Annotated in this window: 11 protein-coding genes; 7 read left to right on the forward strand and 4 right to left on the reverse strand. The window is 70.1% G+C overall.

Annotated elements, in window-relative coordinates; translation table 11 throughout:
- Positions 1-5: 5 nt before the first annotated feature.
- The 4 genes from MMB17_RS23190 to MMB17_RS23205 form a co-directional block, all read right to left on the reverse strand.
- Positions 6-3,359 carry an efflux RND transporter permease subunit gene (locus MMB17_RS23190; RefSeq protein WP_241100427.1) on the reverse strand — a complete coding sequence of 1,118 codons (3,354 nt, stop codon included), beginning with the start codon at positions 3,357-3,359 and terminating at the stop codon, positions 6-8.
- On the reverse strand, positions 3,356-6,484 hold the full coding sequence (locus MMB17_RS23195; RefSeq protein ID WP_241100428.1) for an MdtB/MuxB family multidrug efflux RND transporter permease subunit: 3,129 nt from the start codon (positions 6,482-6,484) through the stop codon (positions 3,356-3,358). The genes MMB17_RS23190 and MMB17_RS23195 overlap by 4 nt, the downstream gene beginning before the upstream one ends.
- Positions 6,485-6,500: 16 nt before the next feature.
- Positions 6,501-7,961: an MdtA/MuxA family multidrug efflux RND transporter periplasmic adaptor subunit gene (locus MMB17_RS23200; protein ID WP_241100429.1), complete on the reverse strand. Its 1,461-nt coding sequence runs from the start codon at positions 7,959-7,961 to the stop codon at positions 6,501-6,503.
- 290 nt (positions 7,962-8,251) lie between these two features.
- Positions 8,252-8,392 carry a hypothetical protein gene (locus MMB17_RS23205; protein WP_241100430.1) on the reverse strand — a complete coding sequence of 47 codons (141 nt, stop codon included), beginning with the start codon at positions 8,390-8,392 and terminating at the stop codon, positions 8,252-8,254.
- Positions 8,393-8,806: 414 nt separating this feature from the next.
- Between MMB17_RS23205 and MMB17_RS23210 the strand changes: the two genes are divergently transcribed.
- From MMB17_RS23210 to MMB17_RS23240, 7 genes are all read left to right on the forward strand, one after another.
- Positions 8,807-9,949, forward strand: coding sequence for an aminotransferase (locus tag MMB17_RS23210; RefSeq protein ID WP_241100431.1), 1,143 nt, complete (start codon positions 8,807-8,809; stop codon positions 9,947-9,949).
- A 69-nt stretch (positions 9,950-10,018) separates the two neighbouring features.
- Positions 10,019-10,489 (forward strand): DUF4112 domain-containing protein, encoded by a 471-nt coding sequence (locus tag MMB17_RS23215; protein WP_238314777.1) that lies wholly within the window; start codon positions 10,019-10,021, stop codon positions 10,487-10,489.
- A gap of 34 nt (positions 10,490-10,523) precedes the next feature.
- Positions 10,524-11,726 (forward strand): ABC transporter permease, encoded by a 1,203-nt coding sequence (locus MMB17_RS23220; protein ID WP_238314775.1) that lies wholly within the window; start codon positions 10,524-10,526, stop codon positions 11,724-11,726.
- A 272-nt stretch (positions 11,727-11,998) separates the two neighbouring features.
- Positions 11,999-12,553 carry a SiaB family protein kinase gene (locus tag MMB17_RS23225; protein WP_241100432.1) on the forward strand — a complete coding sequence of 185 codons (555 nt, stop codon included), beginning with the start codon at positions 11,999-12,001 and terminating at the stop codon, positions 12,551-12,553.
- Positions 12,554-12,565: 12 nt separating this feature from the next.
- Positions 12,566-12,961, forward strand: coding sequence for a DUF1987 domain-containing protein (locus tag MMB17_RS23230; protein WP_238314755.1), 396 nt, complete (start codon positions 12,566-12,568; stop codon positions 12,959-12,961).
- On the forward strand, positions 12,954-13,796 hold the full coding sequence (locus tag MMB17_RS23235; RefSeq protein WP_241100433.1) for a GGDEF domain-containing protein: 843 nt from the start codon (positions 12,954-12,956) through the stop codon (positions 13,794-13,796). The genes MMB17_RS23230 and MMB17_RS23235 overlap by 8 nt, the downstream gene beginning before the upstream one ends.
- Complete coding sequence (locus MMB17_RS23240; protein WP_241100434.1) at positions 13,793-15,469, forward strand: PP2C family protein-serine/threonine phosphatase; 1,677 nt, start codon at positions 13,793-13,795, stop codon at positions 15,467-15,469. The genes MMB17_RS23235 and MMB17_RS23240 overlap by 4 nt, the downstream gene beginning before the upstream one ends.
- Positions 15,470-15,472 lie beyond the last annotated feature (3 nt).

Below are 15,472 nucleotides of genomic sequence, written 5' to 3' on the forward strand. Positions count from 1 at the left end.
GCGCATCATTCCGCCGGCACCGCCGCGCCGCCCCGGTTCCGCCGGCCCCGGTTCAGCGCCCAGAGCCGGAGGCGGTCGAGATAGAGATAGACGACGGGGGTGGTGTAGAGGGTCAGGATCTGGCTCACGATAAGGCCGCCGACGATGGCGATGCCGAGCGGGCGGCGCAGCTCCGAGCCCTCCCCGCCTCCGAGGATCAGCGGCAGCGCGCCGAGGAGCGCGGCCAGCGTTGTCATCATGATCGGACGGAAGCGCAAGAGGCAGGCCTCGAAGATCGCCTCCGCCGGGCCCATGCCGCGGGTGCGCTCGGCGTCGAGGGCGAAGTCGATCATCATGATCGCGTTCTTCTTCACGATGCCGATCAGCAGGAACACCGCGATCAGAGCGATGATCGTGAATTCCGTGCCCGTCACCAGCAGGGCCAGCACCGCGCCGATTCCCGCCGAGGGCAGGGTCGAGAGAATCGTGATCGGGTGCACGTAGCTCTCGTAGAGGATGCCGAGCACCGCGTAGACCGCGAGGAGCGCGGCGAGGATCAGCAGCGGCTGGCGGGAGGCGGAGGCCTGATAGTTCTTGGCCGCGCCGGCATATTCGCCGTGGATGGTGGCGGGCATGCGCAGGTCGAGCATCGCCCTGTCGATGGCCGCGGTCGCGTCCGACAGGCTCTTGCCGGGGGCGAGGTTGAACGAGACCGTGGTGGCCACGAACAGGCCCTGATGGGCGACCTGCACGGGGGCGTTGCCGGTCTCGAACCGGGCGAAGGCCGAGAGCGGCACCATGGTCTCCTTCGCGGCGGAGACCGGCGCGCTCGACGAGGCGCCGCCCTTGCTCGCGGCGATGGCGTTGGAGGCGGCGTTGCGGGCCGAATCCGCGGCGATGGCGGCGGCGTCGCCCCCCGAGCTGCCGCTCGCCCCCGCGCTGGCGGTGGAGGTGGTGGTCGAGCCGGCATTGGCCGTCCCGTCCGTCGTGTCGGAGGCGGCCACCGTGCCGGCCACGGCGTTGGTGGTGGCCGAGCCCCGCGCCTTGCCCCCCGTGGTCGAGACGAAGATCGACTTCAGCGTCTCCGGCGATTGCAGGTAGCGCGGCGCGATCTCCATCACGACGTGGTACTGGTTGAGCGGGTTGTAGATCGTCGAGACTTGGCGCTGGCCGAAGGCGTCGTAGAGGGTGTTGTCGATCTGGTCCGGGGTGATGCCGTAGCGGAAGGCGGTGGGCCGATCGATGACGAGGCGGCTCTCCAGGCCCCCCTCCTGCTGGTCGGAGGTGACGTCGGCGAAGAGCCCCGGCTGCTGCTGCAGGGCCGCGACCAGCTTGGGCGCCCATTCGTAGAGCTCCTCCGCCGTGTCGCCCTGGAGCGTGTACTGGTACTGGGCGAAGCTCTGCCGGCCGCCCATCTTCAGGTCCTGGCGCGGGAACAGGAACAGCCGGGCGCCGGCGACCTGGGCGAGCTTGGGCCGCAGCCGGCCCATCACCGTCTCGATCGAGTCGCGCTGGCCCAGGGGCTTGAGCCCGACGAAGACGTTGGCCGAGTTGGTGCCGCGTCCGCCGGTGAAGCCGACCACGCTCTCCACCGCCGGGTCGGCCTGCACGATGGCGCTCGCCCGGGTCAGCTTCTCCTTCATCGCCTGGAAGGAGATGCGCTGGTCGGCCTGGATGCCGCCCATGAGCTGCCCCGTATCCTGTTCGGGGAAGAAGCCCTTGGGCACGATGACGTAGAGATAGACGTTGAGCCCGATCGCCCCGAACACGCTGAGCAGCACGAACCGGCGATGGCGCAGGGCGACATGCAGGCTGCGCTCGTAGCCGCGCAGGGTGGCGTCGAAGGCGCCCTCCAGCATCCGGATCGGCAGGCTCGGGCGCTGGGTCGCGACGCCATGACCCTCCGGGCGCAGCAGGCGGGCGCACATCATCGGCGTGGTGGTGAGCGAGAGCACCAGGGAGATCAGGATCGCCAGGGACAGGGTGACCGCGAATTCCTGGAACAGGCGCCCGACGAGGCCGCCCATCAGCAGGATGGGCAGGAACACGGCGATGAGCGAGAGGCTCATCGAGATCACGGTGAAGCCGACCTCGCGGGCCCCCTGGAGGGCCGCCTCGACCCGGGGCTTGCCCGCCTCGATGTGCCGCTGGATGTTCTCCAGCACCACGATGGCGTCGTCGACCACGAAGCCCGTGGCGATGATGAGCGCCATCAGCGACAGGATGTCGAGGGAGTAGCCGAGCAGGTACATCACCCCGAAGGTGCCGATGATCGAGATCGGCACCGCCACCGCCGGGATCAGGGTGGCCCGGCCCGAGCGCAGGAACACGAACACCACGAATACCACGAGGGCCACCGCGATCAGCAGGGTCTCCTCGGTCTCCTTCAGGGAGGCGCGGATGGTGGCGCTGCGGTCGCCGGAGATGTCGAGGTCGATATCGCCGGGCAGGGCGGCCTTCACCTGCGGGATCGCCTCGCGCACCCGCTTGACCGTCTCGACCACGTTCGAGCCCGGCTGCTTGTAGATGAACAGGATCACGCCCGGCTTGCCGTTGACGAGGCCGAGATTGCGCTTGTCCTCGACGGAATCGATCACCTGGCCGACATCGGACAGGCGCACCCCCGCATTGTTGCGGTAGGCCACGACGATGTCGCGGTAATCGGAGGCCTGCCGGCCCTGGTCGTTGGCGTAGAGCTGGTAGCGCCGGTCCGCCGTCTCGACCGCGCCCTTCGGCGAGTTGGCATTGGCGGAGGCCAGCGCCGCGCGGATGCCTTCGAGCCCGATGCCGTAATGGAACAGGGCCATCGGATCGAGCTCGACCCGCACGGCGGGCAGCGAGGAGCCGCCGATATCGACGTTCCCGATGCCCTCGATCTGGGACATCTTCTGCTGCACCACGGTGGCCGCGGAATCGTAGAGCTGGCCCGGGGTGAGGGTGTCCGAGGTCAGGCCGAGGATCAGGATCGGCATGTCCGCGGGGTTGAACTTGCGGTAGGTCGGGTTGGTGCGCAGCGAGGTCGGCAGGTCGGCCCGGGCCGCGTTGATCGCCGCCTGCACGTCGCGGGCGGCCCCGTCGATGTCCCGGTTCAGCCCGAACAGCAGCACGATCCGCACGGTGCCGGTCGAACTCGTCGAGGTCATCTCGTTGACGTCGGCGATGACGCCGAGGCGGCGCTCCAGGGGCGCGGCGACGGTGGTGGCCATGGTCTCCGGCGAGGCGCCGGCCATCTGGGCCTGCACCATGATGACCGGGAAATCGACCTGCGGCAGCGGCGCCACCGGCAGCTTCACGAAGGCGAACAGCCCGGCGAGCAGCACGCCGACGGTGAGCAGCGTCGTGGCGATCGGCCGCCGGATGAAGGGGGCGGAGACGTTCACGGCAGGGCCTCGCCCGCCGGGAGGCCCGCCTCCCCGTCGCGGCGGCCCGAGAGCCGGCGCTCCAGGCGGTCGAAGGCGAGGTAGATCACCGGGGTGGTGAACAGCGTCAGCACCTGGCTGACGATGAGGCCGCCGGCGATGACGATGCCCAGCGGCTGGCGCAATTCGGAGCCGACGCCGGTGCCCACGATCATCGGCACCGCCGCGAACAGGGCGGCGAGCGTCGTCATCATGATCGGGCGGAAGCGCAGGAGGCAGGCCTCGTAGATCGCGTCCCGGGGCGAGCGGCCCTCCTCGCGCTCCGCCTGGAGCGCGAAGTCGATCATCATGATCGCGTTCTTCTTCACGATGCCGATGAGCAGCACGATGCCGATGATGGCGATGATGTCGAGGGAGAGCCCGAACCACATCAGGCCGAGCAGCGCGCCGATGCCGGCCGAGGGCAGGGTCGAGAGGATCGTGATCGGGTGGATGAAGCTCTCGTAGAGCACGCCGAGCACGATGTAGACCGTGACGATGGCCGCGAGCACCAGGAACAGCTCGTTGGAGAGCGCGGATTCGAAGGCGAAGACCGAGCCCTGCGGCACCAGGTTGAAGCTGGCCGGCAGGTCGATGGCCTTGCGGGCCTCCTCGATCGCCTGCACCGCCTCGCCGAGTGCGGCGCCCGGGGCGAGGTTGAAGGAGACGGTGGTGGCCGGGAACTGGCCGAGATGGCCGACCAGCAGCGGCGCCCGCCGCTCGGAGATCCGCGCCACGGCGGCGAGCGGCACCTGCCCGGAGGCGGCGGTGGAGGACGGCAGGTAGAGGGTGTTCAGGGAGTCGAGGGTCCGGTGCAGGTCCGGATCGGCCTCGAGGATCACCCGGTACTGGCTCGACTGGGTGAAGATCGTCGAGATGATGCGCTGGCCGAAGGCGTCGTAGAGCACGTTGTCGATGGTGGCCGGGGTGATGCCGTAGCGGCCGGCGGTGGCCCGGTCGATGGTGACGTAGGCGGCGAGCCCGCTGCCCTGATAGTCGCTGGTCACGTCCGCGAGCAGGGGGGAGCGCTGCAGCGCCTCGACGAAGCGCGGCACCCAGGTCTCGAACTCCTCGAGGTTCGGGTTCTCCAAGATGACCTGGTACTGGGTGGCCGAGACCGCGGTGTCGATGGTCAGGTCCTGGACCGGCTGCATGTAGAGCCGCACCCCCGGCACCCCGCGCGTCGCCGCGTTGAGCCGGCGGATGATGTCGCCGGCGGTCGCCGTGCGTGCGTCGCGGGGCTTCAGGTTGATCAGGAAGCGGCCGGAATTGAGGGTGACGTTCTGGCCGTCCACCCCGATGAAGGAGGACAGGCTCGCCACGTCCGGGTCCCTCAGGACGATGTCGGCGAGCTGCTGCTGGCGCTCGGCCATGGCCTCGTAGGAGACGGTCTGGTCGGCCTGGCTGATGCCCTGGATCACCCCCGTGTCCTGCACGGGGAAGAAGCCCTTCGGCACCGCCACGAACAGCCAGGCGGTGAGCGCCACGGTGCCGAGGAAGACGAGCAGGGTCAGGCCCTGATGGGCGAGCACGACCCGCAGGGCCCGCCCGTAGAGGGCGATGGTGCCGTCGGTGGCGCGCCGGCCGATCCGCGCGAAGAACCCTTCCCGGGCGGCGGCGTGCCCGGTCCCGGGCTTGAGCAGGCGGGCGCACATCATCGGCACCAGCGTCAGCGAGACCACCGCCGAGATCACGATGGTGGCGGCCAGCGTGATCGCGAATTCGTGGAACAGGCGCCCGACCACGTCGCCCATGAACAGGAGCGGGATCAGCACCGCGATCAGCGAGACCGTGAGCGAGATGATGGTGAAGCCGATCTCGCGGGAGCCCTTCATCGCGGCTTCGAGCGGCGAATCCCCCTCCTCCACGTGGCGGGCGATGTTCTCGATCACCACGATGGCGTCGTCGACCACGAAGCCCGTGGCGATGGTGAGCGCCATCAGGGAGAGGTTGTCGAGGGAGAAGCCCCAGAGATCCATGGCGGCGAGCGCCCCCACCAGGGAGAGCGGCACCGACAGGCTCGGGATCAGCGTCGCGGAGACGCTGCGCAGGAACAGGAAGATCACCATCACCACCAGGGCGATGGCGAGCATCAGCTCGAACTGCACGTCCGTCACCGAGGCGCGGATCGTGGTGGTGCGGTCGGTGAGCACGGCGATGCCGATCGCCGCCGGCATGGTCGCCTGGAGCTGGGGCAGCAGCGCCTTGATCTTGTCGACCGTCTCGATGACGTTGGCCCCGGGCTGGCGCTGGATGTTGAGGATCACCGCCGGGGTGCGGTCGGCCCAGGCGCCGAGCTTGGTGTTCTCGGCCCCGTCGACCACATCCGCCACGTCCGAGAGGCGCACCGGCGCGCCGTTCTTGTAGGCGACGATGGCCTGCTCGTAGACGCTCGGGTCGCGGATCTGGTCGTTGGCGTTGATGGTGTAGGACTGGGTCGGCCCGTCGATATTGCCCTTGGGCGTGTTGACGTTGAGGTTCGCGATCGTGGTGCGCAGGTCGTCGATGTTGAGCCCGTAGGCGGCGAGCGCCCGGGAATTGAAGCGGATCCGCACCGCCGGGCGCATGCCGCCGCCCATGCTGACGAGGCCGACGCCGGCCACCTGGCTGATCTTCTGGGCGAGGCGCGTCTCGGCGAGGTCGCGCACCTGGGTGAGCGGCATCGTCTTCGAGGTCAGCGCCAGGGTGATGACCGGCGCGTCGGCCGGGTTCACCTTGGCGTAGATCGGCGGCGCCGGCAGGTCCGAGGGCAGGAGGTTGCCCGCCGCGTTGATCGCCGCCTGGACCGATTGCTCTGCGATGTCGAGGGGGATGTCGAGGCTGAACTGCAGGGTGATGACCGAGGCCCCCGCCGAGCTCTGCGAGGACATCTGGTTGAGGTTGGCCATCTGGCCGAATTGCCGCTCCAGGGGCGCGGTGACGGCCGAGGTCATCACCTCCGGGCTCGCCCCCGGATAGAAGGTCTGCACCTGGATGGTCGGATAGTCGACGGAGGGCAGCGCCGAGACCGGCAGGTTGAGATAGGACACCGCGCCGACGATCAGGATCGCCAGCATCAGCAGCGTCGTGGCCACCGGTCGCAGGATGAAGAGGCGGGACGGGTTCATGGGGCGCCCCCGGCGGTCACTGCGCCGCCCTGTGCCGGTTGCGCTTGCGCTCGGCGGGCGGGGCGCCCTCCGTCCCGCTGCTCTCGGCCGGCTTGGCCTCGCCCGGCTTGGCGTCGGCTGGCTTGGCGTCGGCTGGCTTGGCGTCGCTTGGGGCACCTGAGGCCGCGGCGGGCGTGCCGGGGATGGCGGCGCCGGGCGCGCTGGCGTTGCCCGCCGGCGCGTCCCGCTGCGGCTTGCCCGCGCCTTCCGTGACCCGCACGCTGGCGCCGTCGCGCAGGCGGTCGGTGCCGTCGGTGACGACGCGGTCGCCCGGCTGCAACCCCTCGGTCACCACGGTGCGGAGGCCGTCGCTCTCGCTGATCTTGATCGGGCGCACGCTGACCTTGTCGTCGCCCTGCATCAGGTAGACGTAGGTGCCCGGGGCCCCGCGCAGGATCGCGGAATTCGGCACCAGCGGCGCGTTGCGGATCGTGTCGACGGTGAGCTTGGCGTTGACGAACTGGTTCGGGAACAGGGTCTCGTCGTCGTTCTGGAACAGGGCGCGCAGCTTCACCGTGCCGGTGGTCGTGTCGATCTGGTTGTCGACCGTGTCGAGGGTGCCGGTGGCGATCTCGTGCTGGTCGCCGCGGTCATAGGCCCGCACCGTGAGCTTGGCGCCCGCGCGCAGCCGCTTCATCACCCGGGCGACGTCGTCCTCCGGCAGGGTGAACACCACCGAGATCGGATGGAGCTGCGTGACCACGACGATGTTGGTCGAGGCGCCGGTGATGTAGTTGCCCTGATCGACCTGACGCAGGCCGACCCGCCCGTCCACCGGCGAGACGATGTGGGCATAGGCGATGTTGAGCTTTTGCTGGTCGACGAGGGCCTGGTCGGAGGCGACGGTGCCCTCGTTCTGTTTCACCAGGGCCGCCTGGGTGTCGACGTTCTGCTTCGAGATCGAATCCTGGCGGTTCAGGGTCTGGTAGCGCTGCAGGTCGAGCTTCGAGTTCTGCAGGAGCGCCTGGTCCTTGGCGAGCTGGCCCTCGTACTGGGCGAGGAGCGCCCGGTAGGGCCGGTCGTCGATCTGGGCGAGGTAGTCGCCGCGCTTGACCGTCTGGCCCTCGCGGAAGCCGATCTCGGTGAGGTAGCCGCTGATCTGCGAGCGCACGGTCACCGTGGCGAGCGGGGTCACCGTGCCGAGGCCCTGGAGGATCACCGGCATGTCGCCGGCCGCGATCGTGGCGATCCCGACCGCCTGGGGCGGCGCGCCGTGATGGCCGCCGCGGCCGCGGCCGCCCGGAGCGCGCGCCTCCTGCGTCTCGCCCGCGCCCTTCATCCGGGTCTCGTAAAAGCGGTAGCCGGCCGCGCCTGCCCCCGCCAGGAGGAGCAGGATCAGGATCCAGTGGCCCAGCCGGCTGCGCCGGCGCACGGGCGCCGGGGCGGTCGTCGGGTATTCCCGGGCCGTTTCCCGGCGGATCGGCGAGTTCTCGTTCATCCCAGAAAACTCAGTCAGGATCTGGCCCGTCGGGAGGGCGCCTGCGGAAGCGCCGTCCCGTCCCGGGCCGTTCAGGACCCGAGCCTATCACGGCGCGGCCCCGGATGCGGGCTGGGGGGCAGGACGTGCGGTCGCGTCCCCCTCTTCCTCGCCCGACATCCCGGCCGCCGAGCCCCGAGGCTCGCCGAGCAATGCGACCCCACTACGGCGGCTCCGTTTCCCGCATGTTGCTGAGAAACGAGGCCGCAAGCTTCAGGTGTGACGGCGCACCTGCGCCGGCTCCGGAGAGATCAGGGCCGCTCCAGCGACCGGTAGTGCTGCACGACGTCGCGGAAGCCGGCATCGACCGGGGTGACCGGAAGCGCCAGCCGCAGGGCCACCCCGAGGCCGGCGGTGGCGAGGGCGATGCCCAAGGCGAGGGAGACACGCATGGTCGTCGAGTTCCGGAAGGGCGCGGGGCGCGCGACCCCATAGCACCGATCCGCGCGGCGGGGTGCGGCTTTCGGAACGGCGGGCGCCGGAAAAGCAGAAGGCCGCCGTGTCGCGCGGCGGCCTTCTGGGAGACGATCGGACCGGCGCGCCGCACGTCGGGAACGAGGGGGCGGAGTTCCCTTCGCGCGGTGGCCGGTCCGACCGTGGGTTGAGATTTAGACGAGGGCTGACGAGTGTCAACAATCGTCAGCCGTCGAAATCATCCCGTCCGGGCCGCGGATGGACCCGCCCGGTTCTGGATGTGCGCGGGCGCACGTTTTGCGCGTGTTTTCCCGCATGGTAGAGCGCGAACCCTGTCCGATATGCCGGGGTGCGTGCCCCGGACGCGGCGCGAGAGGCACGACCCGACCGGCATGAATCCTGTCTTCGCCGCCCTGCCCACCACCATCTTCGACGTCATGTCGCAGCTCGCCCGCGAGCACGGGGCGATCAATCTCGGCCAGGGCTTCCCGGACGATCCCGGACCGGAGGACGTGCGGGCGCGGGGTGCCGAGGCCCTGATCCGCGGCAACAACCAGTACCCGCCGATGATGGGGCTGCCGGCCCTGCGCGAGGGCATCGCCGCCCATTACGCCCGCTTCCAGGGCCTCGACCTCGATCCCGCGCGGGAGGTGATGGTGACCTCCGGCGCGACCGAGGCCCTGGCCGGGGCGATCCTCGCCCTGGTCGCGCCCGGCGACGAGGTGGTGCTGTTCGAGCCGATGTACGACGCCTACCTCCCCCTGGTCCGCCGGGCCGGGGGCGTGCCCCGCTTCGTCACCCTGCAGCCGCCGCATTTCCGCATCGAGGCGGCGGCGCTCGCCGCCGTCTTCTCCGAGCGGACGAAGCTCGTCATCCTCAACAATCCGCTCAACCCGAGCGCGACCCTGTTCCCGGACGAGGACCTGGCGCTGCTGGCGGAGTTTTGCCGCCGCTTCGACGCCTTCGCCCTGTGCGACGAGGTCTGGGAGCACGTGGTCTTCGACGGGGCGCGCCACCGCCCGCTCATGGGCTTCCCGGGCATGCGGGAGCGCACGGTGAAGGTCGGCTCGGCGGGCAAGATCTTCTCGCTGACCGGCTGGAAGGTCGGCTTCGTGATGGCGGACGAGCCAGTTCTGCGCGTGCTCGCCCGGGCCCATCAGTTCATCACCTTCACGACGCCCCCCAACCTCCAGGAGGCGGTGGCCTACGGGCTCGCCAAGGACGAGGCCTATTTCCGGGAGATGCGGGCCGGCTTCGCCCGCTCCCGCGACCGGCTGGCCGCGGGCCTCTCCGGGCTCGGGCTGACCGTGCTGCCCTCCGCCGCCACCTACTTCCTGAATGTCGATATCGGCGCGCCCGACGATGTCGGCTTCTGCCAGCGGCTGGTGCGGGAGCGGGGCGTCGCCGCCATCCCCGTCAGCGCCTTCTACGCGCAGGGAAACGTGCGCAACCTCGTCCGCTTCTGCTTCGCCAAGAGCGACGCCACCCTCGACGCGGCGCTCGCGCGCCTCGCCCCCCTGGGCCGGGCGGTGTGATGCCGGCGGCGCGGCCCGTTGGCGGGGGCGTCCTTGCCGAGGGGGATGGGCGGGGCCACATCCTCCCGCATGAGCGCGTCCCGCACCAGCTTCGACCCCGGCTCGTTCCAGCGCGAGCCTTTCGGCGCGGCCGATCTGCGCCGCTTCACCGACACCGGCCCGGAAGCGAGCCTGCAGCGCCTGGAGCAGCTCGCCTTCGTGATGGATTCCGTCTTCCTGATCCCCGGCACGAACCGCCGGGTCGGCGTCGACGCGTTGATCGGCCTCGTGCCGGTGATCGGCGACATCGCCGGGATGGCGATCGCCTCCTACATCGTCTACGAGGCGCGGCGCCTGGGCGCCCCGCGCTGGCTGGTCGCCCGGATGATGGCCAACGTGGCCTTCGACGGAGCGGTCGGTGCGGTGCCCCTGGCGGGCGACCTGCTCGACGCCGCCTTCAAGGCCAACCGCCGCAACGTCCGGCTGCTGCGCCGGCACCTGGAGCGCAAGGGCGGCCTTCGCCCGAGCGAGATCGAGGGCACGGCGGTCCGCATCGACTGAACAGGTTTGGCATGAACGAAGGGGCGGCGGGCCGATGAACGAGGTTGCGCGCCCCGAGCCCGATGCCGTGCCGGTGACGGCGCCGGGCAACGCCCCCCCGATGCAGCCCCTGCCGACGGCCACGCGCAGCCGGCTCTCGCCCCTGACCCGGCGCCGGCTCGACAACTTCTGGGCGAATCGCCGGGGCTCCTGGTCGGCGGTGATCTTCGCCCTGCTGTTCGTCTCGAGCCTGTTCGCCGAGGTCATCGCCAACGACCGGCCGATCCTGCTCCAGTACAAGGGCGAGTGGCTGGTCCCGGTCCTCGTCGATTATCCGGAGGAGAAGTTCGGCGGCTTCCTGGCCCGGACCGACTACCGGCAGCCGGAGATCCGCAAGGAGATCGCCGAGAACGGCTGGGCGCTCTGGCCGCCGATCCCCTATTCCTACAACACCTTCATGAGCGACATGCCGACCCCGGCGCCCTCTCCGCCGACCTGGGCGCTCGACGACGCCCAGTGCCGGCCCGTGGCCGAGCGGGCGGGGGTCAAGGCGACGGGGCGCGAACTCGGCTGCCGGGACATCGAGTGGCACTGGCTCGGCACCGACAACGCCTCCCGCGACGTTCTGGCGCGCATCATCTACGGCTTCCGCATCTCGGTGCTGTTCGGCCTCATCCTGGCGCTGATCTCCTCGGTGATCGGCGTGATCGCGGGGGCGGTGCAGGGCTATTTCGGCGGCTGGACGGACCTGATCTTCCAGCGGGTGATCGAGATCTGGAGCGCGATTCCGACGCTCTACCTGATCATCATCATGTCGGCCTTCCTGGTGCCGAGCTTCTTCACCCTGCTCGCCATCCTGACCCTGTTCGCCTGGACCGCCCTGGTCGGCGTGGTGCGGGCGGAATTCCTGCGGGCGCGCAATTTCGAATATGTCCGCGCCGCCCGGGCGCTCGGCCTCTCGAACGTGCGCATCATGGCGCGTCACCTCCTGCCCAACGCCATGGTGGCGACCCTGACCTTCCTGCCCTTCATCCTGAACGGCTCGATCACGACCCTGACCTCGCTCGACTTCCTCGGCTTCGGCCTGCCGCCGGGCTCGGCCTCGCTCGGCGAGCTGCTCGCCCAGGGCAAGGACAATATCAACGCGCCCTGGCTCGGCCTCACCGGCTTCTTCGTGGTCGCGGCGATGCTGAGTCTGCTCGTCTTCGCCGGCGAGGCGGTGCGCGATGCCTTCGACCCGCGCAAAAGCTTCGCCTGACCTTTTATTGACGCAAATTAATGACCAAAAATTGTGCGGATTGCGCAAATAAGATCTTCTTTCATCCAGGTCGCGACGCCCTGCGCAAGATCAGGAAACCGTGATCGACGGCGTTCGTAACGTCTTGTGAATGATCGCCTTGCTAGAGCTTCGGTCGGGTCGAGTCGCCCGAGAGTGGCGGTCCGGCCGCGTGACGGGGCGCCGTCCGCCCGGGAAGGCCCGGCGTGACGGTGCACGGTCGCGTTGTGTCGTCGATCCCGCCGGAGGCTGTCGTGCTCGCCCAGGAGTTCATGTCGTTCCATGAGGCCGCGAAGCGCAACGGCCTGATCCTCTCCTTCGGCGGCGATTTCTCCGAGGGCCTGCTGTTCTCCCTCGGCGAGGTGCTCAAGCTGCGCATGCAGCAGGAGGAGACCGACGCGACGGTGGCCAAGAAGGTGTTCTCGATCTTCGTCGAGCAGGCGCAGAACGTGATCCGCTATTCCGCGGCCAAGGTCTGCCCCGACACCTCCAGCAGCGCCGGCATGGTGTCGAGCGGCATGATCGCCGTCGGCACCGAGGAGGGGCGCTTCTTCGTCATCTGCGCCAACGAGGTCGGTGCGGAGGAGGTCGAGGCCCTGCGCGCCCGCCTCGACCACATCGCCGGCCTCTCGAGCGAGGAGCTGAAGAAGTTCTATCGCGAGAAGCTGCGTCAGCCCCCGGACGAGGGCAGCCTCGGCGGCAGCATCGGGCTGATCGAGATCGCCCGGCGCTCCAGCGCCCCCGTCAAGTACGGCTTCGAGGCACTGGGCCCGGGCAAGAGCCTGTTCTGCCTCAAAGCCTATATCTGAGGAGTCTTTCCGATGGACCGCATCGAGAAGGCTGCGACCAACCGCTCGCCGCTCGTCGATTTCGATTTCCCGAACGGCACGCTGCTGCTGCGCGGGGAATCCTACCCGGAGGATGCGGCCGCCTTCTTCGGCCCGCTGCTCCAGGCCCTGCGCGCCTTCCTGGAGGCGGACGAGCTCGAACCGGTGACCCTCACGGTGGAGCTCGCCTATTTCAACTCGTCGAGCGCCAAGGCGCTGATGAACCTGTTCATGGCGCTGGAGGACGCGGCCGCCGATGGGCGCCCGGTGACGGTGCGCTGGCTCTATGCCGAGGGCGACGAGTCGATCGAGGAGGCGGGCGAGGATTTCGCCGCCGATTTCGAGCACGCGCATTTCGAGCTGGTGAAGCTGGAGCAGTCCCATGGGTAGGCGCTCCACCCTGGCCGCCAAGGTCGACAGCGATGCCTTCAGCCTGTTCGACAACGAGGAGGCGGTCCTCGCCCGCACCGACGACATGCTGGCCCGCCTCGCGGAGGTGGCGGCCGGCGTGCGCGACCTCGCCGAGGCCTATCGCCGGGGCTACCGCGAGCAGCGCCAGATCGTGCGCATGAGCGACCGCATGCAGTCGGACCTGCAGCGCGCCAACCAGTGGCTCGCCGACCAGCAGCGCGACCTTCAGATGCTCAACGAGGCCCTCTCGACCGAGATCGAGCACCGCAAGCGGCTCGAAGCCGAGATGCGGCGCCTCGCCGAGACCGACCATCTCACCGGCGCCTTCAGCCGCCGTCGCTTCACCCAGCATTGCGAGCAGGAGCTTCGGCGCCATGGCCGCGAGGGCCGGCCGGCCTGCCTGCTGATGCTCGACCTCGACCGCTTCAAGAAGATCAACGACAGCTACGGCCACGCCACGGGCGATGCCGCGCTCGTCACCTTCGCCCAGACCTGCCGCGAGGCCCTGCGCGGGGCGCACGCCTTCGGCCGGATGGGCGGCGAGGAATTCGCGATCCTGCTCGAGGACATGACGGCGGCGGACGGCCTCGCCTTCGCCGAGGACCTGCGGCGGGCCGTGGCGGCGACCCCGGTCGAGAGCGAGGAGGAGTCCCTCACGATTTCGGTCAGCATCGGGCTCGCGGTCTCCCGCTCCGGGGAGAGCCTCGGCCTTCTGATGCGCCGGGCGGATGCGGCGCTCTACGCGGCCAAGGCGGGCGGCCGGGATCGCGTCTGCGTCGCCCAGGACACCGGCGCTCCGGAGGAAGAGCCATGAGCGAGGCCTCCGGCTCGGCCGTTCCCCGCGGGGGCGCCCTACGCGGCGCCGGGCCGCGGCGGGGCGGCGATTTCCTGGACGGGCTCGGCTTCAAGGACGTCGAGGCGCGGACGGAGGAGGTCGCGCAGATCATGAAGCCGGGGGCGCTGCGCGGCGCCGCCCGCGGGCGCAACCTCGACAGCCTCGCCCATACCCTGTTCCTGCGGATCTACCCGGTGATCGCCGTGGCGGTGCTGCTGACGCAGATCGGCATCGCCTGGACGAACTATCGCGACGGGCACCACCAATACGCCGATCGCGCCAATCTGGTCGCGGCCCTGACCGCCACCGCCATCGCCCGGCCGGGCTGGGACCGCAACCCCGAGATCTACCGACCGCAGATCCAGGCGCTCGGCCTCGATCCGGACCTTCGCTACGCCGTCCTGCGCAACGCGGAGGGGCATGTCGTCGCGAGCGTCGGCCAGCCGCCCCGGGAGCAGGCCTGGCAGCTGATCCAGGTCGTCACCGACCTGACCCTGCCCGGCAGCGGCGAGCCCGCCGGCAGCCTGTCCGTCACCGTTTCCGCCAAGGCCCTCGAGCGCCATGCCCAGCAGCAGGCGCTGCTGGCGCTCGGCACCAGCCTGATCCTGATGCTGGCCTTCGTGGTGACGCTCCACCACACCGTTGCCCGCCACGTCATCGCGCCGCTCAAGCGGCTGCTCGTGGCGATGCGGGAGGTCGAGCACCAGCGCTGGGCGACGGTCGATCTCGGCGGCAACCTGCGCCCGAGCAACGAGATCGACGCGATCTCCACCGCCTTCAACAACATGGTCGAGGGCCTGCGCACCGGTACCGAGGCCAAGCGCCTGCTCCAGCAGCTGGAAGCGGCCCATGCCGAGCTCGGCGAGGCCAACCGCCAGGTGATGGAGAGCATCGGCTACGCCAAGCGCATCCAGAGCTCGGTGCTGCCCGAGCGCACGGCGCTCGCCGGGAGCGGCGTGGAACTCGCCGTTCTCTACGAGCCGCTGCACCTCGTCGGCGGCGACTATTTCTGGCTGGAGGACATCGACGGCAAGAGCATCGTGCTCGTGGCCGATTGCACCGGACACGGCGTGCCCGGCGCCTTCCTCACCCTGATCGTGGCGACCGCCCTCGACCGGCTGCTGCACGAGCGCGGCCTGCGCTCGCCCGCCGAGCTGCTGGCCGGCCTCGACACGATGGTGCGCACGCAGCTGCGCCAGGACGGGCGCGGCGCCGATTCCGACGACGGGCTCGATTGCGGGATCTGCGTGATCGACCGCGCGGCAGGCGTCCTGCACTTCGCCGGCGCCGGCCTCGCCCTGACCCGCATCGCCGGCGGCGCGGTGACGCGCTGGCGCGGCGACCGCCGGGGGCTGGGCTATCCCCGCGACGGGCGCGAGGCCGCGGTGCATGCGGACCTCGCGATCCCGCTGGAGCCGGGCGCGACCTTCTACCTGATGACCGACGGCATCACCGACCAGATGGGCCGGTCCCTTCCCTCCGCCCCGGCCCGCCTCCTCGGCCACCGAGGCGTGACCGCGATCCTGGAGGACCACCAGGACGCGCCCCTCTCGGCCCAGGTCGAGGCCGTGGAGACGGCGCTGGCCGCCTATCGCGGCGAGGAGGAGCGCCGGGACGACATGACGCTCATCGCCTTCCGGCTGCTGGCCTAGGAG

Source organism: Methylobacterium organophilum (assembly GCF_022533465.1).
Classification (GTDB): domain Bacteria; phylum Pseudomonadota; class Alphaproteobacteria; order Rhizobiales; family Beijerinckiaceae; genus Methylobacterium; species Methylobacterium organophilum.